The sequence below is a fragment of the Paenibacillus sp. 2TAB19 genome (assembly GCF_052115185.1).
Taxonomy (GTDB): Bacteria; Bacillota; Bacilli; order Paenibacillales; family Paenibacillaceae; genus Pristimantibacillus.
The window spans coordinates 1-26,274 of record NZ_JBFRGE010000043.1; the positions used below are offsets into that span (position 1 = coordinate 1).

Sequence of the window (26,274 nt, forward strand, 5' to 3'; positions counted from 1 at the left end):
AGGCACGCCGCCAGCGTTCGTCCTGAGCCAGGATCAAACTCTCCATAAAGGTGTTTGACTTGCTCAAAAACTTTTTATTGCTTTTAGTCAGAAGCCGAAGCTTCTTAACTGGCAGTTTCGCTCGTTGTTCAGTTTTCAAAGAACAATCTTTTCTTTCGTGTCGACCGTGTGTTTCTCTCGGCCAGAAATAGAATATACCATGGCTTGTCCTGTTTGGTCAAGCTTTTTTAAAAACTTTTTTAACCTGAAGCAAAATCAATTGAATCGTTCATTTCGCCTTTCTCATTTTAATACTTTCTTTCCTGAATTTCAACTCCCCACGAAACAAATGATTGCTTTTCTGCAATATAGTTAACCCATATGAGCTTTCATGATATAGGAACAAACCACCGACGTGTGATATACTGCAAAGCAAATATAAAGCTTTGGAGGCATAAACGATGAAGATTTTTGTTATTCTTTCTTTTAATGAAGAAGACGGTATGGAGAATGTATATGTAGGTACAGATGAGGAGAAAGCTCTTTCCTTCAAACCTGAGGACTTCGACAATTGCGATGCCCTATTCGTGGAGATCTGGGATGAAAGCGGCAAGACAGATGATTTCCGCCTAGAACATGAACTTGCAAACGAACCTGCAAGCGAGTAATAAAATGAATGCAACCTTTTGTCCACGCTCGCCGTCTAGTTGTTGAAAAAAACTGCGAGGGGACTACATAATGACTTACAACAGCAAGAAATGGACCAAGCTTACAGCGATCATTATCGCATGCTCCATTGTTATGGCAGGCTGCGGTACGAATTCCAATGATTCGGCGAACGCCAACAACAGCAACAAAGGCAGCAACAGTGCAGTGACCGAATCGAATTCCAACAGTAATGGAGCGGCAAACGACACAGCATCGGACGCGCCCGATTCGGATGCATCTAGCTCCGAAAGCGATACACCTGCTTCTGACGCACCGGAGCTGGGAACTGCTACTGATAAACCGACGGAAACACCGGCAGTGGAAAAGAATGCAACTAGCCCAACGGCTAAACCAACGGCCAAGCCGACAGCGAAGCCAACTGCCAAACCGACAGCCAAACCAACTGCTAAACCTACGGCTAAGCCGACAAATAAACCAAGCGCAACGACTAAGCCAACACAGAAGCCAGTCGCTACACCGAAACCAAAGCCAACGGAGAAGCCCGAAGTATCTGTTAGCGTTTCCGATATCATTGCCAAAATCACAACAGACATTGAATTCGGACCTCTCGCAACAGCAGAAGGCGAGCTCGTTAAGGACATTTACGGTATTGATCCCGAAAAGCTTCTAACCGATGGCGTATTCAAGCAAGCCATGATGAATGTTAAAGCAACTGAGCTTGTTGTCGTGAAGCTTAAGACTGATAAGGACTACGCTACTGTGCAAGAAGCGTTCGACAACCGCGCAGCCAGCATTATCAAAACATTCGAAACGTACTTGCAAGATCAATACGAGGATGCAAAAAACTATCAGATCATTCGCAACGGCAATTACGTTCTGTTCTCCATATCGCATGACCAAAAAACGATTGCGACCATTTTCAACGACTTTTTCAAATAAGCTCAATGAACGAACAAGGCTCTGGCCATTATGCCAGAGCTTTTGCTTTTGCTAATAAGGCTACTCTAAAACAAAAAGAGCCTTACGGCTCTCCTGTCTTCGTCTAACTATTAAAGCAGCTTAGACTCCACTTGTTCAATCTTGACGCAAATGTCCTGCTGCCATTCCATGTCCCCGCTATCGTGAGCAACAAAGGCAAGCGACTTCAAACAATCCAGCTTGAACACCAAATCAAAATTAACGGCTAAGCAATGGTCAAGCTCCAGCTTCTCTGCCTGCGTGAGAATATGATACCCACCAAGCCGCTTTGCTTTGTGCGTAAGCTCCGCGAGACGGCGATGTACGGGATGTATGCCGATCAGAGCGCATCGCCTCCTTCTTGTTGCATGTTCTCACCGAGCTACGTTGTATGTACACAGGTGATTGCCCCTATTATTTCCGTTTTCAAGTGTCGGCAAACCGTACTCGCACATTCGTTCATAAAAGACTGACTTAACAGCAGTTAGTACATATCCGTCCACGCGTGCAATTGCTGCTTCAAGGCGTCTCTCGCTGATTGCGGTTCGATAACCTCGGCCGCCGGTCCGTATTGCAATACCCACTTCATAAATTCCTTTTCATTGTTCACTGTCACTTCGAATAGGAGTGAGCCATCCGGCAGATCCTTCATGCGCGGTTGCACGAATAGCTCCTCCTCCTTGATGTACCTCGCTATCTCAGCCGAGAAGCGTACCTTGAACACTGTATTTTTGTCGCCGCGATCGATCGACCACGTGTTTTTCAAATATTTCCGAATGTTGAATCGGCTCTTATCGAATCTTTGGTCGGTTAACGCGACATTCATGAACCGACTAACTCGGAACGTACGAATATCCTTTTTCAAATGGCAATAACCAATCATATAAAAACGTTGATCGCGCGGCACGAGATAATACGGGTCGATTCGCCTCTCCGTCGTTTCGTTGCGAGATTGCGTATGATAGACGGTGTCGATAGACCGCTGCTCGAGTGCTGCTTGAAGAATCGGCTGCAGCAGGTTTTTGCTCTCCTTGCGATAAGCCGGCGTACCCATCTGAATGATGTCGGCTATGCTCTCCATCATGCTGTTCTGCTGCGACTTCTCCTTCTTATGCGTCGCCATCACTTTATCGTAAGCCGTATCGAAGCCGGGTGGAAGTTTATCCTTATCCAGCACTGAGGGGAGCAACGAGAAAACAAGCGACTCCTGCTCCGAGAAGTCCAACGGGTACATAAAAAACTTGCCTAGAAATCGGTACCCCGTTCCTCTGCCGTCGTTAGTCAATGGTGCGATGTGATCGATTAGCTCCAAATCGCGATATACGGTTCGAATCGTAACATTGCATTTCAGCGCTAGATCAGCGGCTGTAATACCGGGGTTCGTCTGAATCGCGTTAATCATATTGAACACTCGAATGATTTTATCTACCATACTGATCTCCTCGTTCTATCAGATTCATAACCTATTCTAGCATACAGTCTATGAATGCCGTGGGAAAAAATGCTAATTACCGAAAGAGAACAATATCTTGCAGACTGTTATTGCAACAGAAAAAACAAATACCCCAATCTCGCTGCAGCAGCTAAGATTGAGGCATTTGGACTAAGCTATGTTAAACCATGATTTTGCACATATCGTTGGTGAATTCGACCGGATCCTGGATCGGCAAGCCTTCGATGAGAAGCGCTTGATTATAGAGCAGGCTTGTGTACAGGCCCAGCTTCTCTTTGTCGGTTTCGAACGCTGACTTCAGCTTCGCGTAGATTTCGTGATTCACGTTAATCTCCAGCACCTTGTCTGCTTTCACATCTTGGCCGCTAGGCATCGCTTGGAGCACCTTCTCCATCTCAATCGTAACCTCGCCCTCAGCGGACAAGCACACCGGATGGGATTTCAGACGTTTCGAAGCTTTGACCTGCTTCACCTTGTCCGTCAGCAGGCTCTGCATGTAAGCGAACAGCTCCTTGCTGTCGTTCTCTTCCGCTTCGTTCTTCTCGTCCTTGACATCGGCCTCGATGCCCAAGTCGCCGCTCGATACGGACTTGAACTCTTTGTCCTTGTATTTCGCAATAATTTTGATTGCGAACTCATCGATATCGTCGGTGAAGTACAGGATTTCGTAACCTTTGTCGGAAACAAGCTCCGTCTGCGGAAGCTTCTCGATGCGTTCGATCGATGGGCCAGTCGCGTAGTAAATGTACTTCTGATCTTCCGGCATTCTGGAGATGTACTCATCCAGTGTGACTTGCTTCTTCTCTTTGGAAGAGTAGAACATCAGCAAGTTCTGCAGGTCATCCTTGTTCATGCCATAATCATTGTATACGCCGAACTTAAGCTGTCTGCCGAAAGACTTGTAGAAGCTTTCATACTTCTCGCGTTCTTCCTTCAGCAAGCTTTGGAGCTGCGACTTGATCTTGTTCTTAATATTCTTGGCAATCAGCTTCAACTGGCGGTCATGCTGCAGCAGCTCGCGGGAAATATTAAGCGACAGGTCCTCGGAATCGACCATCCCTTTCACGAAGCTGAAATAGTCCGGCAGCAGGTCCGCGCACTTGTCCATAATAAGTACGCCGTTGGAATAGAGCTCAAGCCCTTTCTCGTATTCCTTCGTATAATAATCGAATGGCGTGTTCTCCGGAATGAATAGAATCGCATTATACACGACTGCGCCATCCGCGCTCACATGGATATGCTTAAGCGGTTTGTCGAAGCCGTAACGCTTCTCGAAGTAGAAGTTCTCGTAGTCCTCGGCTGTCAGTTCGTTTTTGTTGCGGCGCCAGATCGGCACCATGCTGTTGACGGTCTGCTCCTCTTGGTACTCCTCGAACTCGTTCTCGCTGCCTTCCTTCGGACGCGAGCCCTTGATATCCATCTTAATCGGATAACGAATGAAGTCCGAATATTTCTTAATAACGGAGCGAAGGCGATACTCTTCGAGGAATTCATCATAGTTGTCGTCTTCGGTGTTTGGCTTGATTGTCAAAATAATATCTGTACCAACCGTTGCTTTCTCGCCTGCCTCAATCGTATAACCGTCCGCTCCTGTGGACTGCCATACAAAAGCCTCGTCGCTGCCGAACGTGCGGGAAACAACCGTAACTTCATCGGCTACCATGAATGCGGAATAGAAGCCTACCCCGAACTGACCGATAATGTTATGGCCGTCCTTCGCTTCATTCTCTTTCTTGAAAGCAAGCGATCCGCTCTTCGCGATAACGCCGAGATTGTTCTCCAAGTCCTCCTTCGTCATGCCGATCCCCGTGTCCGAGATCGTCAAGGTACGGCTCTCCTTGTCCGCCGTTACTTTAATGAAGTAATCTTCTTTGTTGAACACGAGACCGTCGTCGGCTAGTGCTTTATAATACATTTTATCAATCGCATCGCTGGCATTCGAAATCAGTTCCCGGAGGAAAATTTCTCTCTGCGTATAGATGGAGTTAATCATCATCTCCAGCAGTCGTTTCGATTCGGCTTGAAATTGCTTCTTCGTCATTAATGAAATGCTCCCTTCCAATCTTTCTTTTACGCTTAGCACTCAATCAATAAGAGTGCTAATTCTTCCTTTTATATACCATAACTGCTTTTTCGATGTCAATACGAATGGGGTAATTCCGAGCTAGGCGTTAGCTTGTTTCTTCTTCAGATTCTTGCCAAACATCATCCGCAGCGCCAGCATCAGCAATGGAAGTCCGAAGGCAATGGGCAGGGAGATTATCGGCCAATATTGTTCCAAATATTCCATGGCACGGAAGTGATCCTCTACGATCCAGTAACCGAAAATGCCGAGAATAAGGCTGGCAGGCAAAATCATCGTTTTGCTTTTTTTAAGGCCAAATATTCGAGCTGCGCTGACATATGTACCATAAACGCAAAACATGACCATGAACAGCATCGACAACGAATAGCAGGCGATCATAATCATTTCATACCGTTGCAAAAAGTTACCGATATGGGCATTGCGGGCAAGCTTCATGCATGCGAGCGTATATTGGCTCGTTACTTCCGCAGACAGCACAGCCGCCTCTAGAATCGCCCAGATCGAAATCATAACGCCGCTCACAACGATGCCCGCCATCCCCAGCATGCCGCCGCGCTTCTTCACATCCTTGACGAAAGGAAACAACAGCKCCGCCAGCATCGTAGACATGGCCCAGTCCGAATCGAATTGCAAACTGGCCAAAGCCGTACGCGGAAACCCGTGCTCCAGCACCGGCAATAGGTTTAGAATATCGAATTCTTTTAATGAACCGATGATGATCATTACGTTTAGCAGGAATATAAACAGCAGTCCAACGAGCGCAAGCCTTGCCATTACTTCAAGCCCGTAGTAGCAGCCGATTGCACCGACAAGCAGCGAGGCAATGACGAACAGCGAGATAGGCGCTTCCGGCAAAAAATATTCCTGAAGATGATAGACGAACGTTATCATGACTGGACCGATCGCCCCCAAGTAGAAGAGGAAGATGAGCAGCGCTACGATCTTGGCGAACCATTTCCCAAGCAAAGCTTGTCCGAGCCCGATAAAATCCAAATGAGGCGTCTTCTTGATAGCGAGATACGTGAGGTACATTATGACGATGCCTTGCAAGGTTCCGATCAGCGTAGCGATCCACATATCTTGACCAATGCTCCGCGCAAGCACGCCTTCCGTTACGCCAATTGCTTTGACGAAGATCAGATTGACGATCATGGCGATGAACATGCCGTTCGAGATTTGAATTTTGGTCATTTGATCCCCTTTCTGGCCGCCTTAACCACTGCCGTCTTAATCGTCGTATGGACCTCAATGCTCGTCCCAGCTTCGGAGAAAATCTCGTCCCAATTAGAACTGAATAGCTTCCACTCCATGGGGTAGTGATTACGGAATACGTCGCCGAACTTCAAGAAGTCGGAGTGGTATTGCTTCTGGGCTTTCCCAATGACATCCTCGATCTTAGCCTTCATCAGCTGTTTCAGGTGCGCCTCCATCTCTTTCCGCAACACGGTAACCGATTGGGTACAACCGTTCTCGACGATATCCGCTTTCGACTTCAGTCGAATATGAAAAAATGGCCGATCGTCCTTAAGCGTCGGCTTCACCTGCAAATCTGCCTCGTCAAATTCTATCGACATGTACCCCTTTTTATCCGGACAAGGAACGACTTCGATTCCGCTCTTCAACCGCTCTAGCAAAAAGAGCAGTCCCCTTGTCTCCTTCACGTTCAGCCAACCTACCATACTGTCTCCCTTGAACGCTGCCGCTCCCGCCAGTTCGACTTGCATCAGCGAACCGTGCTGCTCGGGCTTCTTATTAGAGATGCCTCGCGGGACAAGCGTAAGCTTAGCAATGACGGGGTTAGTGGAACTGCTAAGAAACGACTCCTCCAAAATCATCATGTTCGTGCCTGGCGCCTGTCCGACAACATCATTATCGCGAAACAGCCGATCGACCGCTTCGCCAGGCACTACTGCAAGTCCTGTAATCGTGGAAATCAGTTCGCCCGGTTCGTCAGGCGTGACAGCAACCCACGTATTCATGCGCAACTCGTGATTGCGGGTGAAGAAATCGACCATATCCGAAATGCCTCGTTTCGCATATTTCTCATTCATGACAATGAGAAAATTATGTGCCCAGTACACTCTCCGGGAGGTGAATCTCCCCAAGTTGCGAATGGCTTCGAATATCGTTCGCCCTTCGCTGCTGACCGAATAGATCGGCTCTCCCGTTCCGCCTGCCGGCGCGCCCGTCTGCCCTCTCGCATCCGCAGGACGGATAATCTGCACCGACAGCTTCACTGAACCCGGTGCTTCTCCTACATCTAAACCGACAGCCGTCACAAGCGCCAGCTCATTGATTTGCCGTTGTCCCATGCATGAAGTAAGCAGCAGCAGGACGATCATCACTAGGAATCGCTTCATTAATCGTTGCATTATTATCATTCCTCTGGTGGCTGCGGCATCATATTATTAGCCATCCGTTTGCTGTCCTGCGCAAAGCCAGGCCGCTGATCCATCATCCATATCGGCAGTCTAAGCAGCATATCGCGTTGATCCTGCGGGCGGAACGGACTGGCAGGCGTCATGAACGATTCGCCGAAGGAGCGAATGGATAGCGCGTGCAGCAGCAGCGCGAAGAACATCGTCGCGAAACCAAGCAAGCCGAACAAGCCTGAAGCGAGCAATAATGGGAAACGCACGATTCGTATAGCGAGAGACGAAGAATAGCTCGGGATTGCGAAGGATGATATGCCTGTAATCGCCACGACAATAACCATGAACGGCGATACGAGTCCAGCCTGTACGGCAGCTTGTCCGATAATGAGCGAGCCGACGATACTGACCGCTTGTCCGATAGGCTTCGGCATGCGCAGCCCCGCTTCCCTCATTAATTCGAAAGCAAGCTCCATAATGATTGCCTCCAGCAGCACAGGGAAGGGGACGACTTCGCGGCCGGATGCTATCGTCAGCGCCAGCGAAGTAGGAATCATCTCATGATGGAACGAGACGAGCATGACATAGAAGGACGGAAGCGTGAGGCTAATGATGAAAGCCATGTAACGTACAAGTCGGAAGAAGGTGCCTACCCAGTACCGGTTGTAATAATCGTCAGGCGCCTGAAAGTATTGCCAGAAGAAGGTCGGAACAACTAAAACGACAGGCGTATTGTCGACGAATATGGCTACTCTTCCTTCAAGCAATGCGGAAGCTACCTTATCGGGACGCTCGGTACTCTGTATGGTATTGAAAGGAGACAGCGGCGAGTCCTCGATCAGCTCCTCGATATTGCCGCTCTCCAGAATCGCGTCGATACGAATATGTTCGAGCCTCTTCATCACTTCATCGACAAGGCCTTCCTTCACCAAATCATCGATATAAGCGATATTTATTTCCGTTCGGGTACGCGTGCCGATAACCATGCCTTTAATCCGCAAATTCGGATCTTTAATGCGCCTGCGAACTTGTGTCGTATTGATGCGAATGCTCTCCGTGAAGCCGTCCCTTGGGCCGCGCACATTGTTCTCAGACGACGGCTCCTCGACGCTTCGCTCTTGCCAGCCCTTCGTGCATACGATAATAGCTTCATCCAAGCCATCAACGACGATAAGCGTGTCACCCGACAATATACCCGATATCCCGCTCTCAAGGCTTGGACACTGCTTAGCTGATGCGTTGTACAGAAAATTTGAGATGACCGATTCGGCAGTCTTATAATCGCCGGGGTCCAAGTGGAGCTCATTGCCGGTCACGACCAGTGTMCTTAATATCATATCGATGACCGACGTATCGACCATCCCATCTAGAAACCAGCAAATTGCCGGATGGTCACGATTGCCGCATAAGTTGATCTTTCGTCTTTGAATATCCTCGCTTTGCCCTAGAATCTCGTCGAGCAAAGCTGCATTTGCCGACAAAGATGTCACGAAAGGCCCTTTCAGCTTATCTTGTGCAACTGACACTATCGCCGCCTCCTAGCTTGATCGTATATCTTGTAAATCATTGGATTACAATAACGAGGTCGAATTATAGAAATCCGAATGAGCTACAGAAAGGAGMAGCACGCTTGAACCTCGACTTCTACCACTCGTGGMTCTACCTTCACCTCATTAACACGGAATGGTTCATGTGGGTCATCGTTTATGTCGTACTCGGCATCAATATATTGCTGCCGTTAATTGTGTGGTACGCGATGCGCGGGAAAGAGATTTTACGCAGCTATCTCAAGCATAAGAAACAACAGCATTAATCTCGTTCCCGCCCTAAATATTTTCCCACGGTGAAGGAATTATTATCCGCCTTTTCCATACGAAGCCCGCAGGGAACATGACAAAGGCGCGAAGCATGAGCTTCGCGCCTTAATTAGGCTACTATCGTATGCAGCCAACATATCATTCGAGCACACCAGCAACCTCATAATCTTCCATGGTCAATGATACGTTCATCTTATGCTGTATCAAGATTGACTCTTCCGCGATGACAACACGATAGGTCACTACATAGGGCGTTTCAATATATAATAAAGTAAGCATTAAACTATCGGTTCCCTCCCAGCGGGCATGGGTCACGACTTGCTGCTCATGCCATGCCAGATCTTTGATAAACATATCTTTAATATGCAGTGTTTTATTAAAATCGAATTTCAGACGCCGCTCTTTGCCTTCCAAAAAATGAAGCAACATGACGAACTCGTCTTTGTTTTGCTCGAACTGTACCCGTATGGGAGGTCGCTTCGAATCCTGCAAATAGTTATCGTGGCTTGCCCCTCGCGTGATTCGGTAGCTGCGTTTATGTAAATTCATTTGTTGACCGCGATGGTTCGGAAGCTCTTGGAGCGGATACGCCATTTGAGCTAAGCGATACTGCAATTCTGAATAATGGCTTCGGTTAAGCAGGGAAGTACCGCTTGCTTCTATTGAATCAATAATAAACGCATAGATCAGATCAAGCAGCTCCTGTAACCGGTTCATGCTTTTGAAGCTTGCTGTCACCGCTATTACGAGCCTTTGCTTAGGTGCAACGAAGCATAATTGACCGAATGAGCCGTCTCCCCGATAACAGCCTCCGCGGCACAAATGAAACTGATAGCCGTATCCTTGCGAGGAGTCGACGCGGTCACTCCAGCCGCTATTATCGCTTTGAAAGTTTGTCGCGAGTTCAATATACTGCTCTGAAACGATTCTTCTCCCCCTGTAAATGCCTTTGTCCAGCAGCATTTGACCGAACTTGGCGACGCTGCTGGTAGATAGGCTCAGCCCCATTCCGCCAGCCGTTATGCCCATCGGACATGTCTCCCAATCCGGTTTTGGAATGTTTAGAGGAATGAATAAACGAGGCATCAAGAACGCAACGAGGCCTTGTCCTGCTGCTTTCTCAACGATTGCCGAAAGCATATACGTGCAATGCGTACTGTATCGATAATAACTGCCAGGCTTGTGCTGAACCTCCTGCGCGAGGAAGGCGCGAACCCAATCCCGCTCCGCCGCTACGGCGTTATAAATATTGTCCTCATGCCCTGCGTTCATGGACAGCAAATGATGGATCGTCATAGCTGCAAGATTATCCGAGACGAATGGCGGAGATCGATCCGGGAAATACGAAATGACCGTATCGTCTAGGCGGATCAAGCCTTCGTCCCAAGCGATGCCGACCGCTATCGAAGTGAAGCTCTTGCTTAACGAATAGAGCAATTGGGGACATTCATCACGATATGGAGCGCGCCAAAAACGGGTGGTGGCTTTGCCGTCCTGCAGCAATACGAGGCTATTTACTTCAAGTTCTCTTCGTTCAACCTCATTCAAGAAATCAAGCAAAACGCGTGAGCTTAACATATGATTTTCAGGAAAATCGCATGCCAGTTCCAATGAAACCACTCCTGCTATTCAATATCAACTAAAGCCGAGCGTCATTACGCCTGCCGTAAATAAGGAATGCCTCAGCTACCATTAATAACCTCAACCTTTTCCCTTAAAATGGTGCCTTCTAAACCATCGTAGCATCTGTCTGTGTCGATTGACTATCGCTATTTTTTTCGGTTATCTAGCTAAAATAAAAAAAGCAGTCACTGCCCGCTATTCGCTTAAGCGGGGTGACTGCTTCATCTCGCCCTCATCCTCGTACCAAGGATTCAGGTGGATTAATACCTCTTCCACATCGTCATGCTGCTCCATAATGAGCGATTTAATTTTTCTAGAAACGTCATGTCCTTCTTGAATGCTCAGCTCGGCGGGCACACCTACGCGAACATCAATCATAATGTATCGTCCATGCTCCCTAGCGCGCAGCCGATCGATCCGCTTCACCTCAGTCACGGAAAAGACGAGCTCCTCATACTGATCCAGCTTTTCCGAAGAGACCATCTTGTCCATAAGCACATCGATAGCCTCGCGTCCCATGTCTGCCGCAAGCTTCAGGATCAAAGCCGCCACGATCAATCCCGCGATCGGATCGCCATACATAAGAATCGTGATACCGTAATGATCGCCGATCAATCCCGCTCCAATACCGACAACCGCAGCTATCGAGGCATACACGTCGGCCAGGTGGTCGTATGCCGTGGCGAGCAGACTCTTGTTATTCGTACGACGACCAAGACGAATGCAGTACACGTACAGCCACTGCTTCCAAATGAACGACACCGTTGCCGCAATCAGCGCAATGAAGCTCGCTTCCGCGGCTGGATGGAACATCGACTCCACGGAATGATACCCAATATACAGAGCAGCAATTAGCATGATCACGGCAACGATGGCCGATCCGATTACCTCTGCCTTCCCGTGTCCGTACGGATGATCGAAATCATGCGGCTTCTTGGCGATAACGGTTGCGCTCAATGCCGCTGCGGCAGCAACGACATCGCCTGCGTTATGTATGCCATCCGCTATTAGTACCTGGCTGCCTGCCAGTACGCCTACAATTAGTTTAATTGCTGTTAGAAACAGATTGCTAATCAGGCTGATTATGATTGCTGTCGTCCCCGTTTGCCTGCTCGGCTTCTCCATCGCTATCTCCTTCTGTCCGCGTTCCTAGTCTATCCTTTTTCAATACCTGATCCATTATACAAACAACCATTCATGTGGGTCTAGAGAAACAGTTTTGCAGCGAATAAGAAGTTTTAAGGCTGTACAATAGACTTTGAAGGCTCTAACTTTGTTGCTCCAGCGCAACTTCTATCGTTTCTTGTCGAGATTGGATTACAAAGCGCGTACGCGCATAACGACTTATGAAATGGTTATCCTAAAAATGCCATAGCGAATTTACCGATAGAACGCATGTAAAGCGGGGTGAGCTTATCGATATACAGGATGATCTGGTCAATCACTTAACGGAGCTGCGCAAAAGGCTGCTGATCGTGCTCGGCTGCTTCGTCGTCGCGATGAGCGGAGGTTTGTATGTATCGCCGGGCATACTCCGTTACATTAAGTCGGGCCCTACGGCCAGCGCAGTCGAATGGAATGTCTTCTCGTTCACGGACGGCTTGTTCATCTATTTGCGCTGCGCCTTCATCTTCGCCTTATTGTTCACGCTGCCGGTCCTTCTCTACCAGGCATGGGCATTCGTAAAACCCGGACTGAAGGAGTCGGAAGCGAGGGGAACGCTGGCTTATGTGCCCGTATCATTCATGCTTTTCCTTACGGGCATCTCATTCAGTTACTTCCTTGTATTCCCGATGATGCTGAAGTTCATGATCGGAATGAACCAGAACGTCGGTGCTGTGGAAACGTACGGCATCGATCGTTATTTCACCTTTCTGTTCAGCGTCGTATTCCCGCTCGGAATCGCCTTCGAGATGCCGCTCATCATCTTGTTTCTGACAAGACTTGGGCTGCTGACACCGCAGCGGCTGCGAAACGTACGCAAATATGCTTATGTTGGTCTGGCTATTGTCGGAGCGTCCATCTCGCCGCCCGACTTCGTCTCTCATTTGTCCGTCACCGTACCGTTGCTGCTGCTATTCGAGATCAGCGTACTTGTTTCCTGGCGATTCTCCAGAAGGATTGCCCCTGCCCCATCCGGAACGTAAGAATAGACCATTAATGCCCATTTCCATGACATGCTTAGGCATGCACTAAAGGAGAGTATTCACATGTTCAACAACATCGGCGTTTCAGGGCTCGTTATCATTCTCGTCATCGCGCTGATTGTCTTCGGCCCGGCCAAGCTTCCTCTGCTTGGACGCGCCTTCGGCGATACGCTGCGCGAATTCCGCAGCTCGACGCGCGGCATCGTGGATGACGACGGAGCCGCTTCAGCTTCGGATCGCAGCAAGGATGACGTGCAGAAGCTGTTATAGCTTTCGTCGTGCCAATAAGAAGGCCGCTCCCGCGTAGCTGCGAGAGCGGCCTTCTTCTTTATGTTCGCTTGCGGACTTAGACGAGCATACCGCCCTTCTCCCTGTACTTCATAATGCCTTCCGCCGTGCGATAAGCGAGCGCTCCAACCGTAGCTGTCGGGTTATAGCCGGCATTTTGCGGGAAGGAGCTTGCCCCCATCACGAAAACATTTTCGGCATCCCACATCTGGCAGTAATTATTTGTTGCCGAATCGGCAGGCGAAGCGCCCATGATGACGCCGCCTGTATTATGGGTCGATTGGTAGCTCATAATCTCGTATGGCCCAAGCTCCTTCAAATAGTCGATCTTATCCGCGCCCATTTCTTTCAAAATACCCGAGCATTTCTCCGCTAGAAACTTCGCCATCTCGCGATCTTGATCCTCGAAATCGAAGGTGATGCGAATAAGCGGATCGCCGAACGCATCCTTGTAGGTCGGATCAAGATCGAGAAAATGATGCTTGTACGCCATCGATGAACCTTGCGTGCCTACACCAAGCGTTCGATTCGCGTAGTAGACGGACTTCGCTTTGAAGTCCGCACCCCATGACGGCGTACCCGATGGCGTCGTATTGTTCTGAATCGGCCGCGCCCCCGTTTGGCTAAGCGAGATGACACCGCCATGGATGAACTTAAGATCGGAATGGTCGAAGTTGTCGCCATTGTAATCGTCGATCGATACGCCAAGCGCGCCAGCGCCTGCGAATGTATTGAACTGCTGCTTCTCGAAGAAGCCGGCGGCGCTGCCCTTAATGACCTGATACGCGTAATTGCGGCCGATTGCCCCCGTTCCCGTAGAAGGATCGTACGGCTTGCCGAGGTTCGACATAAGCAGCAGTCTTACATTATTGAACACATAGCTCGTCATGACAACGATGTCCGCTGGCTGAATAATATCCTCGCCTGTCGTTACGTCCGTATACATGACGCCGGTTGCTTTGCCGCCCTTATGTAGAATACGACGTACGTTGGAATGCGTCCGAATCTCGAACTTGCCTGTTTTGTTCGCTACCGGGATAACCGTTACGACCGGATCGGCCTTCGCTCCATATTCGCACCCGAACCGCTCGCAGTAACCGCAATATTGGCAGGCCGCCCGCGAGATGCCGTCCGGGTTGGTGTAGTCCTGCGACAGATTGGCAGAAGGCATCATGTACGGCTTCAGCTTAAGTCGGGTAGTCGCTTCATGGAACATCGTCATCGCGGGCGATTTCTTCATCGGCGGCGTCGGATACGGATTGCTTCGTTTCCCGCCAAGCGGGTTTTCCTCGCCCGAGATGCCGGCCGTCTTCTCGAATTTGTCGAAATACGGTTCCAGCTCGTCGTAGGTAATTCCCCAATCCTGAATCGTCATTTCGGCCGGGATTTTGTTTTTCCCATACCGCTCGATCGTCTTGCTGCGAATTTGAAAATCATACGGCAAGAAACGGTATGTCTGCCCGTTCCAGTGTACGCCGGAGCCGCCAAGCCCGTCTCCGAGCAGGAACGAGCCGTATTGCCGCATGGGCAATGCGCGGATTTTCTCGTTACTGCGGAACGTAATCGTCTCCTTGGATAAATCCTGCATCATCTCGTAACGAAGGGCGTAACGCAGCTCGTCATGAACCATGTAATAATCTTCGGTCTTCCGTTCTTTGCCCCGTTCTAGACCGACGACATTCAAGCCTTGCTTCGTCAGCTCGGAGGCGATAATGCCGCCGCCCCAGCCAACCCCAACGATGACAACATCGGTCTTCGGTAATGTCTTGGCCATATCATGTAATCCTCCTCTATATGCAGTCGCAGATGTTAATGGCTCACCAAATGATCTTGTAGACTGCTCGGCTCGATTTTCGTAAATTCTTTTTCGATTACATCGAGATAGCCCATCTGATTGCCCGGATAATTACGCATCTTCCAGCCGCCCATATTGGCATTGCCTCCGTAAAGCGGATCGCTGTACGCGCCTTCGAGCGTACTGCTTCGCAGCATTTTGAAGAAGCTGCTTGCAGAGATCGTTGTCAGCTTCACCGTATCGCCCTCGAACGCTTTCAGCACCTCATCCTGCTGCTCCGGTGTCAGCTTCACGAAGCGCAATTGGTATTGCTGCTGGCTATAGTTCTCCAGCTCCCGAAGCCCGATCTCGAATATCTCGCGGCGCTTCAAGCGGCCCTGATAGCCTTGTTCCTTCTCGCCTGCGTAGAATGGCGGGGACATATAGTCCCGGCTGTTGAAGCCCCACTCCCCCGCAAGCTGGTGATCGAGGAAAAAGGCGATGCCAAGCGACTTAGCTCCAGGACCGGTGTCATCCTCGGGAAATATACGCTCCATCGCGCTATCGGCAATTTGGAACTGCTCTTGAGTGAAGAACATGAGCGCCTGGTTGTAGTTTTTCGGAGTAGCCGTCTGTTCGCCGCTTGGCTTACCCGGAGTAGTCTCCTCCGTCGTCTTCGGCTTAATAAGCGTGCCTAATGCTCCACCGACGACAAGACCGCCTAGCGCATAACCCGAGTTAACGAGAAACCGGCGTCTAGAGCTGCCGTCCACCGTCTTATTGCTAACTGCCTTCCGTTGATCGTTCTGTACCAATACTTGCACCTCCTGGTAATTGATTTCTTGAAATATAGGACAGTATATCGTTTCACTCCTATACATTCGCCTATATTTCTCCGGAATGAAACGAACTGCGCCGCCAATGGACGGCGTCAGCTGTTTCACCTTGATCCCTTTTATTATTTTCCAACAATCCATGAATATTCATTTGATGGAAAGGGTCATTATAAAAGCAGACCACTCACCTATGGAGGCTGATGATTGAATGATCGTTATGATGACCAAGCTGCTTACCGTGTCTGCTATCGTATTGACCGTTGCCGGATGCGCCAGCAGTATAACGGACGAACCGAAAACACATGTCCAGTCCGATCACGCCCAGCATGCAAAGATGCTTAGCAACCCCGACGTTATCCCGAGCGAGAACGGGCCGAAACAATTTACTACGAATAAGCAAGGCCATACGAGCAGCGGTATGGGTACTAATGTCTACAGCATGATCGGGAGCTCCGGGCTGAACGCGAGCGGCTTCTCCGCTCATCTCGAGTCAAGATTAAGCGGCGCCGGCATTCCCGATGTCCGCGTCTTCGTATTCGACGATACAGTCATTCTTGCAGCCGAGAAGCGCGAAGCTTCCGCATCGAAATACGATGCCGTGCAGCGCAAGCTGCTTGACCAAACCGAGGGCTTATCGAGCAAAGGCTACTCGCCGGGCACTGGACTTGGCGGCATGAACGGGACCGACCAAGGCTCGCACGACAATTTGTCGATGGCTGCTAGCCAGATCAAGACGTTCATCGGTGCCGACGTGAAGGTGCTTACCGTAACCGGACCGCGAGCTGTGCGGGCGATCGAGCAAATTCGGGAAGGCGCGCTGGCCGATAACATCTCGCCAGCTAGGTTGGCAGCCAGTTTCCGTACGCTGCTGGAGCTCGTGTTGGCCGGCAACGGGCAGTAACAGCAAAGAGGCCTACCCATGTGCGGAGTCAATGCTCCTTCATGGGTAGGCTTCTTTGTTTGTTAGGCTGTAAGTGCGTATGCGCGCTTACAGCCCAGCGTGTACGCAGGCCTCGTCGCTGTAAGGGCCTATTTGCGCTTACAACGTTCCTGATCGTTCTTGCGCAAGGGCCACTGGCCTGTAAGTGCATATGTGCACTTACAGCCCAGCGAGCTCGCGGGCTTCGTCGCTGTAAGAGCCTATGTGCTCTTATAACGCCAGCGAGCTAACTCGCCATCAACAGCGTACTCGCGATCAGCTCTCTATATCGTGCGGAGGAAGCCGATCGCTAGACTCGCGATACGCTCATGACCGGCTTCGTTCGGGTGCAAGCCGTCGGATGTAAAGTGAGGCAGCGTGACTGCGTTGAAACCGCTGACCGCATAGAGGTCAAGAACCGGAAGCGCGTAACGCTCGCCGATCGCTCTAACCGCCTGCACGTAATCGAGCAGCAGATGTCCGCATTCATTCGGCATCCGCGTATCGTAGCCGTCTTTGTCCCGCTGCAGCGGTGTCCAAAGGTTCACCCTGCACGATGGATCACGTGACAATATCCCTTCAATAAGCGCACAATAAGCGCCGATAAACGTAAGATCATCGTAATCATTGCTGGTGTTCGGAAGAAGCGTGCCGAGCGGCATACTCAAACGGTAGTCGTTCACGCCAGCGAATACAGTAATGCAATCGTAGCTATCAACCAGTCTGCGGCCAACGTTCACCGTCGCCCCTTCGTTCCGGTCGCTTCCCGCCGTCATCGGACATCCGCCTCGACCGTAGTTGCTCACCCTCCCGAAGCCAAGCGCCTCGGCTACAATCGGCTGATAGCCGTTCGCCTCCGTAATGCTATCGCCAAGTGTCGCCCAACTCTTGCCCATCCACCTATTCATCAGCCGCAATCCTTCCTTGCAATTATCCTAAATGTACGTTCGCTTCAAGCAGCTTCGCCTGAAGCTCTTTCACGTCCAGCTCATGCGGAGCGATGCCTTGTGCTGCCGCCATGCCGGCTGCCGTACCCGCCGCTTGTCCCGTCGCCATGCAGCTCGGCGTCAACCGTGTCGTTGCCAATGCTTCATGCGTCGTCGATATACAGCGGCCGGCGCTCAGCAAATTATCGATCCGCTGAGGTAACAGGCAGCGATAAGGGATATCGTAAGCGCCGTCGCCCTTCACCCAAGCGGCGGTTACCCCTTTGCCCGACGGATCGTGAATATCGATCGGGTAACCGCTGCGGGCAATGACATCGTCGAATCGCCGACCTTCCACCACATCGTCCACCTGCAGCACATACCTGCCGTCAATGCGGCGTGTCTCACGAATGCCGATCTGCGCGCCAACTTGCGAAATTGAAGCTTTCTCAAAGCCCGGCAGCTTGCGCGTCATGAAGTCGGCAACCATCATGACCTGTTTGCGGCCCAGTTCCTCTGCCTCCGTAAGCTCCTCCACATTCGTCCCATCCAGCCCTTGGACACGCGTCGTATTCACGAGCACCTCGTCATCATTCGGTCCGGTGAAGAACAGCACCTGATCGCGATTGATCGGCAGATCCGCTTCCTTCCAGTGCTTGAAGAAGCCCATAACACCGGATAACGGCAAGTCCGCCAGCTCGCTGAACGGCGTCTTATGATAGAACTCCTCCGGATGATCGAGCATGTACTGCTTCACTCGGCCAAGGTCAACGCCGCGCATCCGGAACTTCATCGTCATCGGCTGCGTCTTCCGGTCGCCGTCGCGTCCTTGCAAGCAAGGAGCGCCGGACAAGTAAGCGAGATCCRCATCGCCTGTCGTATCGACAAATATGCGTCCTCGCACGTCAATTCGACCTGATTTCGAAGTCAGCTGCACGGAGCGAATGCGGTCTCCGTCCATCTCTACCGAATCGACGAAGCTGTGCAAGATCAGCTTCACGCCCGCTTCCCTCAACATTTCCACTGCCAACAGCTTATACACCTCAGGATGATACGGCGTAATCGTATGMACGAACCCGACCGTATCCCTTACATGTCCTGGCGATGCGTTCATCGCACCCAGCCTATCGATGATTTCCTGCGCAATGCCGTAAATCACCTGCTTGCCGTCCACCGTATGATACGTCATCCAAGGGTAGACAAGCGCAGCTGTCGACATGCCGCCGATAAATCCATAACGCTCTATCAATATCGTTGATGCCCCCGTTCGTCCTGCCGCGATCGCCGCATTCACCCCAGCCGGACCGCCTCCGACGACGACAACATCAGCTTCCAATACCTTAGTCATTGCATTTCCCCCTTATTTTAAGCCCGTTGTAGCTACGCCTTCGATGAATTTTTTTTGCGCGAAGAAGAAGACCATAAGCAGCGGGAGCGTCGCCATAACCGATGCCGCCATCAGCAAATGCCAAGCCGTTCCCGCCGTATCGGTGAACAGCTTCATTGCAATCGGCAGCGTGAACAGCTCCGACGAGCTGATATAGATAAGCGGATCGAGAAAGTCTTCCCAGCTGTTCAAGAACGTGAAGATCGACAAAGTTGCGAATGCTGGCGCAGCTAAGGGGACCATAATGCGCCAAAATGTCTGCCATGGCGTGCATCCGTCAATATCCGCAGCCTCGTCGAGCTCCTTCGGAATCGTAATGTAGAACTGCCTCAGCAAGAACACGCCGAAAATACCTCCCGCCCCTAGAATAGGCGGTACGATTAGCGGAAAATGATTGTCGACCAAGCCAAGTTTCGTGAACCAAATGAAGTTCGGTATGATCGTTACTTCGTTCGGAATCATCATTCCGCTAAGCAAGATCAAGAACAGCACACCCTTCAGCGGAAAAGACAGCTTCGCGAACGCATATCCTGCAAGCGCGGCCACGATACAAGTGCCGACCGTTACGAGAACGGCGATGTACAAGCTGTTCCAGTACTGAGCCAGGAACAGCGGCTGCGTCTTGAACACCTGAAGGTAATTGTCCCAAACGATCGGGCTGGGCAGCCATTGCGGCGGAAACTCGAATACTTTCGTTTCGTGCTTGAGCGAGGTCGTCACCATCCACAGAAACGGGGTGATGATAACGGCTGTAACGAGCAGGAGCAGCATATAGCGCACTGCCGAAGACAAATAACGCAGCGTCCTATTGTTCATGATGCACCCACCTTTTGCGGAAATTCCATTGTACGATCGTCAGAATCAACACGAGGAAGAACAGAATGAACGCCACCGCCGAAGCATAGCCGAGATCGAACGTTTTGAAAGCCAATTGATAAATGTAATAAACAAGGACGTGAGTGCTGTCTCCCGGTCCCCCGTCCGTCATGACGACGATCTGCGAGAACACCTTGAGCGAGCCGATCAACGTAATAATCAACGTTAGGAAAAGCGACGGCGATATCATCGGCAGCGTTACGTTCGTAAACTGCTTCCACTTCGAGGCTCCGTCAATCGTGGCTGCTTCGTAATACATCTTCGGCACATCCTGAAGCGCCGCTAGGAAAATAACCATGTTCATGCCGACTTTCTTCAGCACGCTTACGATGATGACGACTGGCATTACGAGTGCGGTGTCATACAGCCACGCCGGGCCTTGTATCCCGAAGTAGCTTAACAATTGATTAAGCAAGCCCGCATCCGTTGCAAAAACATACTTCCATACGATCGCCCATACGATAATCGACGTCACGACCGGCGTGAAGATCGCCGTACGGAATATCCCCGCTCCAGGGAGTCTCTTATTGAGCAGCAGCGCCAGCATTAGCGCCAAAATCAAGTTCAGCGGTATTAGTCCAGCCGAGAAATACAGCGTATTGCGAACCGTTGTCCAGAACATATCGTCCTCTGTCAGGACATGGACGTAATTGTCCGCGCCTACGAATGAAGACGGATGCAATAGCGAATAGTCGGTAAAGCTCAGCCCGAAAGCTGCGATGATCGGACCTGCCATGAAGATAAAAAATCCGAGCATCATCGGCGCTATAAATAAATAACCGTAAATGGCGTTTCTTCGCTTTAGTCTGTTTTTGCGAGGGCGGGGCTTCTTAAGCCCCGCCCCGCTCTCTATCACAGCAGCGTTAACGATCTTCATGCTGCGCTCACTCCTTCGCTGCTACTCGCCTAAGATCGGCGTCAAATCCTGCTCCATTTTGCCAAGCATCTCTTGAATGGTTCCAGTCTGCGTATAGATAGCATCGAAGTTCAGCTTCATCTTCTCGTCAATCTTCTGGAAGTTTTGGAAGCTCTGTCTGACCTTCGCATTGCCAATCTGCTCCAGCACCGCTTCCTTCACGCTTTCAGGGGACGGGCCTTGCGCCAGAAAGGCGTCGGATTCGAGCACGCTCTTGCGGCTAGGCACGAAGAACTGTGAGGTTACGGCCATATTATCCGAATTAGTCAGGAACTTAACGAATTCTTTCGCTTCCTCTACATGATCGTTGTCCTTCGTTACGAAGTAAGCGGCGTAGCCCAGTGTCGTCCCTTGTCCGCCTTGGCCTTTCGGCATTGGGGCGATATCCCACTCGAAGTCCGTAACAGCCTTCGCTTTGCCCATGTAGCTGAACAGGTCTTGCTGCATTGCCAGCTTACCCGATTCGAATGTCGTCTGATCGCCTGGCTTTGGATGAATCTTCGAAACGAACATCGCATCGCTGAAATATTGCAGCGCCGCTTCGCCTTCCGCCGTATTAAGCGTGAAGCTCTTGCCGTCAGGACTGAAGAAATCTGCTCCGTATGCCCAGACCAACGTTTGAAGCGATTCAATCCAGCTTGTGTTCCATCCGCCCGGACGGATCAGGTTCATGCCGTAAATGCCTTTGTCCGGCTGCGTCAGCGCAGTAGCCGCCTTCGTCATTTCCTCGTACGTCCAGTTGCCCTCTTCATACAGCTGACGCGGCGTTTTCAGACCTTTTTCCTCAAATAGCGTCTTATTGTAGTAGATCATGTTCGTCGGTGTGGAGAACGGAATGCCGTACAGCTTGTCGCCGTCGGTGACCAGATCCAGCGTAGCAGGAATGAGGTCGTCCGCTTTGTAGCTCTCGTCACTCTTGATGGATGAAATATCTTCAAGCTGTCCTGCGTTCATGAATTGCGGTATTGCTCTCTCCATCAGCCATACCACGTCGGGAGCAGTCTTCGACGCCATCATGATCGACAGCTTCTGTTGGTAGTCGGCCGCCGGAATCGTCATGATTTCCACGCTCACGTTCGGGTGGTCCTCGCGGTACTTTTCAATCAACGTTTCATACATCGCCTTGTGCGTATCATTGCCCCAAATGCTGAATGTCAGCTTAACCGGCTTGCCGTCCGAACCGCCCGCGGCCTCTTTTCCTCCGTTGTTCGACTTTGAAGAGCAGGCTGCTGTCAAGCAAGCGACAAGCAGGATCACGCATAGTATTAGGAAGCTTTTTCTCATCTTATATATCCCCTCTCACTTTGTGATAAGCGCTTACAAAATCGATTATAATAAAAAATTCGCGCCGCAATAACGACACGAATTCCATAAATGGTCTAATATCGTAAGGTCTTTATCATTGCTCTCTGTACTCCGTCGGCGTACAGCCGATATGCTGCTTGAAGAGCGATGCAAAATATTTATGATTGGCGAAGCCGCATAACGGAGCAATCTCGGAAATCTTAAGCGTCGTCTCCTTCAGCAGCTTCTTCGCTTTCTCCAGCCTTCGCTCCGTTACATAATCGGAAAGATTCTGCCCCGTCTCGCGCTTGAATATATCCGACAAATATTTCGGATGCAAGTACACCTGCTGCGACAGCAGCTGAAGCGACAGATCTTGGTCTAGCGACTGCTTCACGAACTCCTTCACCTTACGGATCATGAGCCTCTGCTTGTCGTCGCTAGTGTCATTCGGATCGTCCTCTCTCCCCGTTCCCGCACCGCTGCCGTTCTTCTCCTGTACACGCGCAATAACGCGAGCCAACTCGACACGATCAATCGGCTTGAGCAAATAATCGATCGCCCCGTACCGCATCGCTTCCCTCGCATAGACGAACTCGTCATGGCCGCTAATAACGATAATAGGCATCTCGCGATTCGTCTGCTTAAGCCGCTTCAGCAGCTCAAGACCATCCATCTCGCTCATCCGAATATCAGTAATCAGAAGATCAACTCGCTCCTGCGTCTGAAGCCATTCGATCGCCTCGAGTCCGTTGCTTGCTTCCGTCAGCCTAAGACCATTCGTTATGACGTCCTCTATCGCTTTGCGCAGTCCTTGCCTTATCTTGATCTCGTCCTCAACGAGCAATACGTTCATCCTTTATTCCTCCCACTGAAAAGGCAATCTTATGCAAAATACAGTTCCCGTCTCGCCAGAAGTCGATTCGATATAAAGGCCGTAAGGCTCGCCATACAGGATCAGCAAACGCTGATGTATGTTGCGCAGCGCATAGCCCTTCGACTTCGTGCGGTTATCCTTCAGTCTGTCCCGATCCCTGTCCTTGTCCGACGCGGCATCGGCAGCTCCCTCGTTCCGCAGCGTCATTCTGCGCTCAATCATATCCCGCCGATCTGCCGGTATGCCTACGCCGTTGTCCTGTACGTAAATGTACAGATCCTGTCCCTCTACCTTGGTCGAGATCGTCAGCTTAAGCGTGTCTGTACTAAGACCGTGCTCAATGGCATTCTCGACTAGCGGCTGCAGGATCAGCTTCGGAACAAGCGCATACTCATGTGAAAAATCGACAAGCAGCTCGCTCTCCAGCCGATCCTCCAGCCGGAACGCTTGAATGTTCAGATAGCTCTCAACGAAGGATAACTCATCCTTCAAATAGACAAGCCGTTCCTGCTTGTTCACCGTGTAGCGAAGCAGTTTGCCGAGACTCATGATCGTATCTGACAGTGCCTTGTTCTTGTCCTTATGCGCTGCCATACTAATTGATTCGAGCGTGTTGTACAAGAAGTGAGGATTGATCTGGCTTTGGAGCGCGTTCAGCTCCGATTCCTTCTCCCGCAGGCGAAGCTCGTACATGTCCTTAATCATCGCATCAATCTGTGACACCATGTTGTTGAACCCTTCGGTCAGCAAGCCGATCTCGTCATTCGAGAACACATCGGCCTTCTCATGGAACTCGCCGTTCTGAACGCGCCTCATCTTCTTCTGCAAGTGACGGATCGGATTCACCAGTCTGCTAGAAGTGAAGACGGCAGCCGCATAGGCCATCAACAACGAGCCCAGCGATATCCATAACGTGAAGCTCGTCAACTGCTTAGCTGCGAACAGCACGTCGTCTCGCGGAATGATGCCGACGATATTCAGACCGCCGTAATTCGTCGTTCGGCTCGACACGAGCACATTCTCTTCCTTCGCTTTGTCGACTATATCGTAATAACCGTAGCCCAGCGCATCCTCGAACGGATAGATTCGCTCCAAATCTTCATTGAAGACGTAAAGCTCGCTGTTTTTTGTCACTTTGACCGACGTCAGTATTTTTTGAAACCCTTCGCTCGTCAAGTCGACCTTCACATAACCAAGCTCATGGTTCGTCACCGGGTCCTTTATCAACCTAGCTAGCGACAGCACCTGCTTCGGATTGTCCAAGTAATAGCTGCCCGCCGACGGCGCTATGACCGTCAGTCCGCCATCTTTCCGCTGCGCCTGCCGCATCCAGGGATTCTCATCCGGCTTCCAGCTCTTGCGAACCGTTTCCTGCAGATTGCTGAACAAGCTGCCGTCCAGTGCGAATATGAACATGCCTTCCATCTCTGTCTGTTCGATAATGCCTGATGCGATGAGCTTATTCATCCGCGATATTTCATCGACCTTCAAATAGTTGTCCTCTTTGCGCGGACCGTTATGGTTCTGAAGAATCTGCAGCACGTTCGGATCGTAATATAACGATATCGTTATACGCTCCATCTCTTTCATGTACCGTTCCAGATTAATCGATACTTGTTCCGCAATCTGATCCGAATACGCCTCGGCATCCCGCTGGCTGTTCTCTGAATATTTTTTGTACGTAAGCACTCCGCTAATTAGAAATGGAAGCGTAATCATTATGCAAAACATAAATATGAATTTGGTCCGCAGCGATACGAATAACGGCTTCGGCATTCTCAAGGCCGTCTCCCCCTGTATGATGTCGTTTATGATAATGAAGAACAGCTATATCATACACTAAGCGTACAAGGCTGTCGCCGTCTTCTTCCGGCAAAATAATAAGAGCGCAAGCAGGGGAAGATCCATTCTTCTCTCACTTACGCTCTACTATGGTCATCCTGCTTACTTCTTCAAAGCTTCGGCAATCGCGGCTGTTCCGTTGGTGCGGCTGATTGGGCCATAACCGAATGCCAGCTCGCCGTCGATCGCGTACACTTGGTTCGACTGAACAGCTTTCAGCTTCTTCCATACTTCGCTCTGCTCCCACTCGTCGGAGAGTGCGGCCATCGACTTATCGTTGTAATTGAAGTAGCCGAGGAAAATATGGTCCGGGTTGATCGCGGCTAGTCCTTCCAGCGTCAGCTCTACGCCGTCGCCTTCCGCTTCCTTCGGCGGCGTCAAGCCAAGCGGCGCATAGTAATCGCCGGCATATGCCGTGCCCTGCAGCCAGATGTTCTTATCACGCACTTGCAGATACGCAACCGTACCTTCCACGCCGTCTAGCTGCTGCTTCGCTTGCTCGACTTGAGCCGAAGCTTCATCAATCTTAGCTTTTGCGTTGTCTTCAAGTCCGAGCACAGCGCCCAACTGCGTCATAACGCCCTGCCAATCCGTCCATACATTGGTCTGCTCTTCATCGATAAAGACGGTCGGAGCGATCTGTTTCAGTTGATCGGCAATATCTTTATTCGTCGCGCTGCCAGCTAGAATGACATCGGGAGCATACTGCAGCAACGCTTCCAGATTCACCTGCGTATTCTCTCCTACGACAGAAACATCATCGTATTGCGCGACATACGGTTTGTACACTTCCGTTCCGAGGAACGACTGCTTCTCGGTGAAAGACAGCGTAATCGCGATCGAATCGAGATCGAAGTTCATGAGCTCCTGCGTTAAGCCCCAATGAACGAGCGCGACTATCTTCGGCTGCGCTTCGATCGTCACTTTCTCGCCGCCTGCGCTATCCACTTCTCTTGGATAAGAAGCCTGCTCGGTAGTGCCCGTTCCTTCATTCGATGGGCTGTTGGTCGCTTCGCTTGGCGCATTCGTTGCATTGCCGCCCTTATTGCCGGTGTTGCCCGCATTGTTCGAGCACGCGCCGACAACCAGCGCCACTAATAAAATGATGCACGCTGTCAGCAGCGGCATATTACGTTTCTTCATTTCAATCTCCCTTTCGATATCGCCCTTACATTGATAGCGATTCTCATTATCATCGTTAATGATAACATTCCAGGATCGCTTTTCAAATAGATTATTTCCCGAA

General features: G+C 50.5%; 24 protein-coding genes. 6 read left to right on the forward strand and 18 right to left on the reverse strand.

Annotation, left to right across the window (positions count from 1 at the left end; all coding sequences use genetic code 11):
• Positions 1-440 precede the first annotated feature (440 nt).
• The gene (locus AB4Z33_RS18880) at positions 441-647 is read left to right on the forward strand and encodes a hypothetical protein (protein ID WP_442051399.1); all 207 of its coding nucleotides are present in this window, start codon (positions 441-443) and stop codon (positions 645-647) included.
• A 70-nt stretch (positions 648-717) separates the two neighbouring features.
• The gene (locus AB4Z33_RS18885) at positions 718-1,587 is read left to right on the forward strand and encodes a DUF4358 domain-containing protein (protein WP_442051400.1); all 870 of its coding nucleotides are present in this window, start codon (positions 718-720) and stop codon (positions 1,585-1,587) included.
• 110 nt (positions 1,588-1,697) lie between these two features.
• On the opposite strand, the gene AB4Z33_RS18890 is transcribed toward AB4Z33_RS18885, so the two are convergent.
• The 6 genes from AB4Z33_RS18890 to AB4Z33_RS18915 form a co-directional block, all read right to left on the reverse strand.
• Positions 1,698-1,949, reverse strand: coding sequence for a DUF7667 family protein (locus AB4Z33_RS18890; RefSeq protein ID WP_442051443.1), 252 nt, complete (start codon positions 1,947-1,949; stop codon positions 1,698-1,700).
• Between the two features lie 140 nt (positions 1,950-2,089).
• Entirely contained in the window at positions 2,090-3,037 is a 948-nt protein-coding gene (locus tag AB4Z33_RS18895) for a helix-turn-helix transcriptional regulator (protein WP_442051401.1), read from the reverse strand.
• Between the two features lie 181 nt (positions 3,038-3,218).
• Positions 3,219-5,099, reverse strand: coding sequence for a molecular chaperone HtpG (htpG, locus tag AB4Z33_RS18900; RefSeq protein WP_442051402.1), 1,881 nt, complete (start codon positions 5,097-5,099; stop codon positions 3,219-3,221).
• Positions 5,100-5,222: 123 nt separating this feature from the next.
• Positions 5,223-6,335, reverse strand: coding sequence for a GerAB/ArcD/ProY family transporter (locus AB4Z33_RS18905; protein WP_442051403.1), 1,113 nt, complete (start codon positions 6,333-6,335; stop codon positions 5,223-5,225).
• Positions 6,332-7,516, reverse strand: a complete 1,185-nt coding sequence (locus AB4Z33_RS18910; RefSeq protein ID WP_442051404.1) for a Ger(x)C family spore germination protein — start codon at positions 7,514-7,516, stop codon at positions 6,332-6,334. The genes AB4Z33_RS18905 and AB4Z33_RS18910 overlap by 4 nt, the downstream gene beginning before the upstream one ends.
• A 5-nt stretch (positions 7,517-7,521) precedes the next feature.
• Positions 7,522-9,042: a spore germination protein gene (locus tag AB4Z33_RS18915; protein ID WP_442051405.1), complete on the reverse strand. Its 1,521-nt coding sequence runs from the start codon at positions 9,040-9,042 to the stop codon at positions 7,522-7,524.
• A gap of 104 nt (positions 9,043-9,146) precedes the next feature.
• Between AB4Z33_RS18915 and AB4Z33_RS18920 the strand changes: the two genes are divergently transcribed.
• The gene (locus AB4Z33_RS18920) at positions 9,147-9,329 is read left to right on the forward strand and encodes a hypothetical protein (protein WP_442051406.1); all 183 of its coding nucleotides are present in this window, start codon (positions 9,147-9,149) and stop codon (positions 9,327-9,329) included.
• 142 nt (positions 9,330-9,471) lie between these two features.
• Here the strand turns inward: AB4Z33_RS18920 and AB4Z33_RS18925 are convergent, their stop codons facing one another.
• Both AB4Z33_RS18925 and AB4Z33_RS18930 read right to left on the reverse strand, forming a co-directional pair.
• Positions 9,472-10,911 carry a serine hydrolase domain-containing protein gene (locus tag AB4Z33_RS18925; RefSeq protein WP_442051407.1) on the reverse strand — a complete coding sequence of 480 codons (1,440 nt, stop codon included), beginning with the start codon at positions 10,909-10,911 and terminating at the stop codon, positions 9,472-9,474.
• A gap of 240 nt (positions 10,912-11,151) precedes the next feature.
• Positions 11,152-12,081, reverse strand: coding sequence for a cation diffusion facilitator family transporter (locus AB4Z33_RS18930; protein WP_442051408.1), 930 nt, complete (start codon positions 12,079-12,081; stop codon positions 11,152-11,154).
• A gap of 290 nt (positions 12,082-12,371) precedes the next feature.
• Here AB4Z33_RS18930 and tatC point away from each other — a divergent pair, with 290 nt between their 5' ends.
• Positions 12,372-13,103: a twin-arginine translocase subunit TatC gene (gene tatC, locus AB4Z33_RS18935; protein WP_442051444.1), complete on the forward strand. Its 732-nt coding sequence runs from the start codon at positions 12,372-12,374 to the stop codon at positions 13,101-13,103.
• A 63-nt stretch (positions 13,104-13,166) separates the two neighbouring features.
• Positions 13,167-13,373 (forward strand): twin-arginine translocase TatA/TatE family subunit, encoded by a 207-nt coding sequence (locus AB4Z33_RS18940; RefSeq protein WP_337104243.1) that lies wholly within the window; start codon positions 13,167-13,169, stop codon positions 13,371-13,373.
• A gap of 76 nt (positions 13,374-13,449) precedes the next feature.
• Here AB4Z33_RS18940 and AB4Z33_RS18945 read toward each other — a convergent pair whose 3' ends face one another.
• The gene (locus AB4Z33_RS18945) at positions 13,450-15,165 is read right to left on the reverse strand and encodes a GMC family oxidoreductase (RefSeq protein ID WP_442051409.1); all 1,716 of its coding nucleotides are present in this window, start codon (positions 15,163-15,165) and stop codon (positions 13,450-13,452) included.
• 35 nt (positions 15,166-15,200) lie between these two features.
• On the reverse strand, positions 15,201-15,980 hold the full coding sequence (locus AB4Z33_RS18950; protein WP_442051410.1) for a gluconate 2-dehydrogenase subunit 3 family protein: 780 nt from the start codon (positions 15,978-15,980) through the stop codon (positions 15,201-15,203).
• Positions 15,981-16,209: 229 nt separating this feature from the next.
• Between AB4Z33_RS18950 and AB4Z33_RS18955 the strand changes: the two genes are divergently transcribed.
• Complete coding sequence (locus AB4Z33_RS18955; RefSeq protein ID WP_442051411.1) at positions 16,210-16,902, forward strand: hypothetical protein; 693 nt, start codon at positions 16,210-16,212, stop codon at positions 16,900-16,902.
• A 302-nt stretch (positions 16,903-17,204) separates the two neighbouring features.
• Here AB4Z33_RS18955 and AB4Z33_RS18960 read toward each other — a convergent pair whose 3' ends face one another.
• The 8 genes from AB4Z33_RS18960 to AB4Z33_RS18995 form a co-directional block, all read right to left on the reverse strand.
• Positions 17,205-17,828, reverse strand: a complete 624-nt coding sequence (locus tag AB4Z33_RS18960; RefSeq protein ID WP_442051412.1) for an SGNH/GDSL hydrolase family protein — start codon at positions 17,826-17,828, stop codon at positions 17,205-17,207.
• Positions 17,829-17,850: 22 nt separating this feature from the next.
• Positions 17,851-19,194, reverse strand: a complete 1,344-nt coding sequence (locus AB4Z33_RS18965) for an FAD-dependent oxidoreductase (protein ID WP_442051413.1) — start codon at positions 19,192-19,194, stop codon at positions 17,851-17,853.
• Positions 19,195-19,206: 12 nt separating this feature from the next.
• The gene (locus AB4Z33_RS18970) at positions 19,207-20,049 is read right to left on the reverse strand and encodes a carbohydrate ABC transporter permease (RefSeq protein WP_442051414.1); all 843 of its coding nucleotides are present in this window, start codon (positions 20,047-20,049) and stop codon (positions 19,207-19,209) included.
• On the reverse strand, positions 20,039-20,986 hold the full coding sequence (locus AB4Z33_RS18975) for a carbohydrate ABC transporter permease (protein WP_442051415.1): 948 nt from the start codon (positions 20,984-20,986) through the stop codon (positions 20,039-20,041). Before AB4Z33_RS18975 ends, AB4Z33_RS18970 begins: the two co-directional genes overlap by 11 nt.
• 21 nt (positions 20,987-21,007) lie before the next feature.
• Complete coding sequence (locus AB4Z33_RS18980; protein WP_442051416.1) at positions 21,008-22,309, reverse strand: ABC transporter substrate-binding protein; 1,302 nt, start codon at positions 22,307-22,309, stop codon at positions 21,008-21,010.
• Between the two features lie 115 nt (positions 22,310-22,424).
• Positions 22,425-23,165 carry a response regulator transcription factor gene (locus AB4Z33_RS18985; protein ID WP_442051417.1) on the reverse strand — a complete coding sequence of 247 codons (741 nt, stop codon included), beginning with the start codon at positions 23,163-23,165 and terminating at the stop codon, positions 22,425-22,427.
• A gap of 3 nt (positions 23,166-23,168) precedes the next feature.
• Entirely contained in the window at positions 23,169-24,905 is a 1,737-nt protein-coding gene (locus AB4Z33_RS18990; RefSeq protein ID WP_442051418.1) for a cache domain-containing sensor histidine kinase, read from the reverse strand.
• A gap of 225 nt (positions 24,906-25,130) precedes the next feature.
• Complete coding sequence (locus tag AB4Z33_RS18995) at positions 25,131-26,171, reverse strand: ABC transporter substrate-binding protein (protein ID WP_442051419.1); 1,041 nt, start codon at positions 26,169-26,171, stop codon at positions 25,131-25,133.
• Positions 26,172-26,274 lie beyond the last annotated feature (103 nt).

Bases quoted from the DNA above. Each gene is read 5' to 3' on its own strand.
- AB4Z33_RS18880 (WP_442051399.1), top strand. From the start codon at position 441: ATGAAGATTTTTGTTATTCTTTCTTTTAATGAAGAAGACGGTATGGAG.
- AB4Z33_RS18885 (WP_442051400.1), top strand. From the start codon at position 718: ATGACTTACAACAGCAAGAAATGGACCAAGCTTACAGCGATCATTATC.
- AB4Z33_RS18895 (WP_442051401.1), bottom strand. From the start codon at position 3,037: ATGGTAGATAAAATCATTCGAGTGTTCAATATGATTAACGCGATTCAG.
- htpG (WP_442051402.1), bottom strand. From the start codon at position 5,099: ATGACGAAGAAGCAATTTCAAGCCGAATCGAAACGACTGCTGGAGATG.
- AB4Z33_RS18910 (WP_442051404.1), bottom strand. From the start codon at position 7,516: ATGCAACGATTAATGAAGCGATTCCTAGTGATGATCGTCCTGCTGCTG.
- AB4Z33_RS18925 (WP_442051407.1), bottom strand. From the start codon at position 10,911: ATGTTAAGCTCACGCGTTTTGCTTGATTTCTTGAATGAGGTTGAACGA.
- AB4Z33_RS18930 (WP_442051408.1), bottom strand. From the start codon at position 12,081: ATGGAGAAGCCGAGCAGGCAAACGGGGACGACAGCAATCATAATCAGC.
- AB4Z33_RS18940 (WP_337104243.1), top strand. From the start codon at position 13,167: ATGTTCAACAACATCGGCGTTTCAGGGCTCGTTATCATTCTCGTCATC.
- AB4Z33_RS18945 (WP_442051409.1), bottom strand. From the start codon at position 15,165: ATGGCCAAGACATTACCGAAGACCGATGTTGTCATCGTTGGGGTTGGC.
- AB4Z33_RS18955 (WP_442051411.1), top strand. From the start codon at position 16,210: ATGATCGTTATGATGACCAAGCTGCTTACCGTGTCTGCTATCGTATTG.
- AB4Z33_RS18960 (WP_442051412.1), bottom strand. From the start codon at position 17,828: ATGAATAGGTGGATGGGCAAGAGTTGGGCGACACTTGGCGATAGCATT.
- AB4Z33_RS18970 (WP_442051414.1), bottom strand. From the start codon at position 20,049: ATGAACAATAGGACGCTGCGTTATTTGTCTTCGGCAGTGCGCTATATG.
- AB4Z33_RS18975 (WP_442051415.1), bottom strand. From the start codon at position 20,986: ATGAAGATCGTTAACGCTGCTGTGATAGAGAGCGGGGCGGGGCTTAAG.
- AB4Z33_RS18980 (WP_442051416.1), bottom strand. From the start codon at position 22,309: ATGAGAAAAAGCTTCCTAATACTATGCGTGATCCTGCTTGTCGCTTGC.
- AB4Z33_RS18985 (WP_442051417.1), bottom strand. From the start codon at position 23,165: ATGAACGTATTGCTCGTTGAGGACGAGATCAAGATAAGGCAAGGACTG.
- AB4Z33_RS18990 (WP_442051418.1), bottom strand. From the start codon at position 24,905: ATGATTACGCTTCCATTTCTAATTAGCGGAGTGCTTACGTACAAAAAA.
- AB4Z33_RS18995 (WP_442051419.1), bottom strand. From the start codon at position 26,171: ATGAAGAAACGTAATATGCCGCTGCTGACAGCGTGCATCATTTTATTA.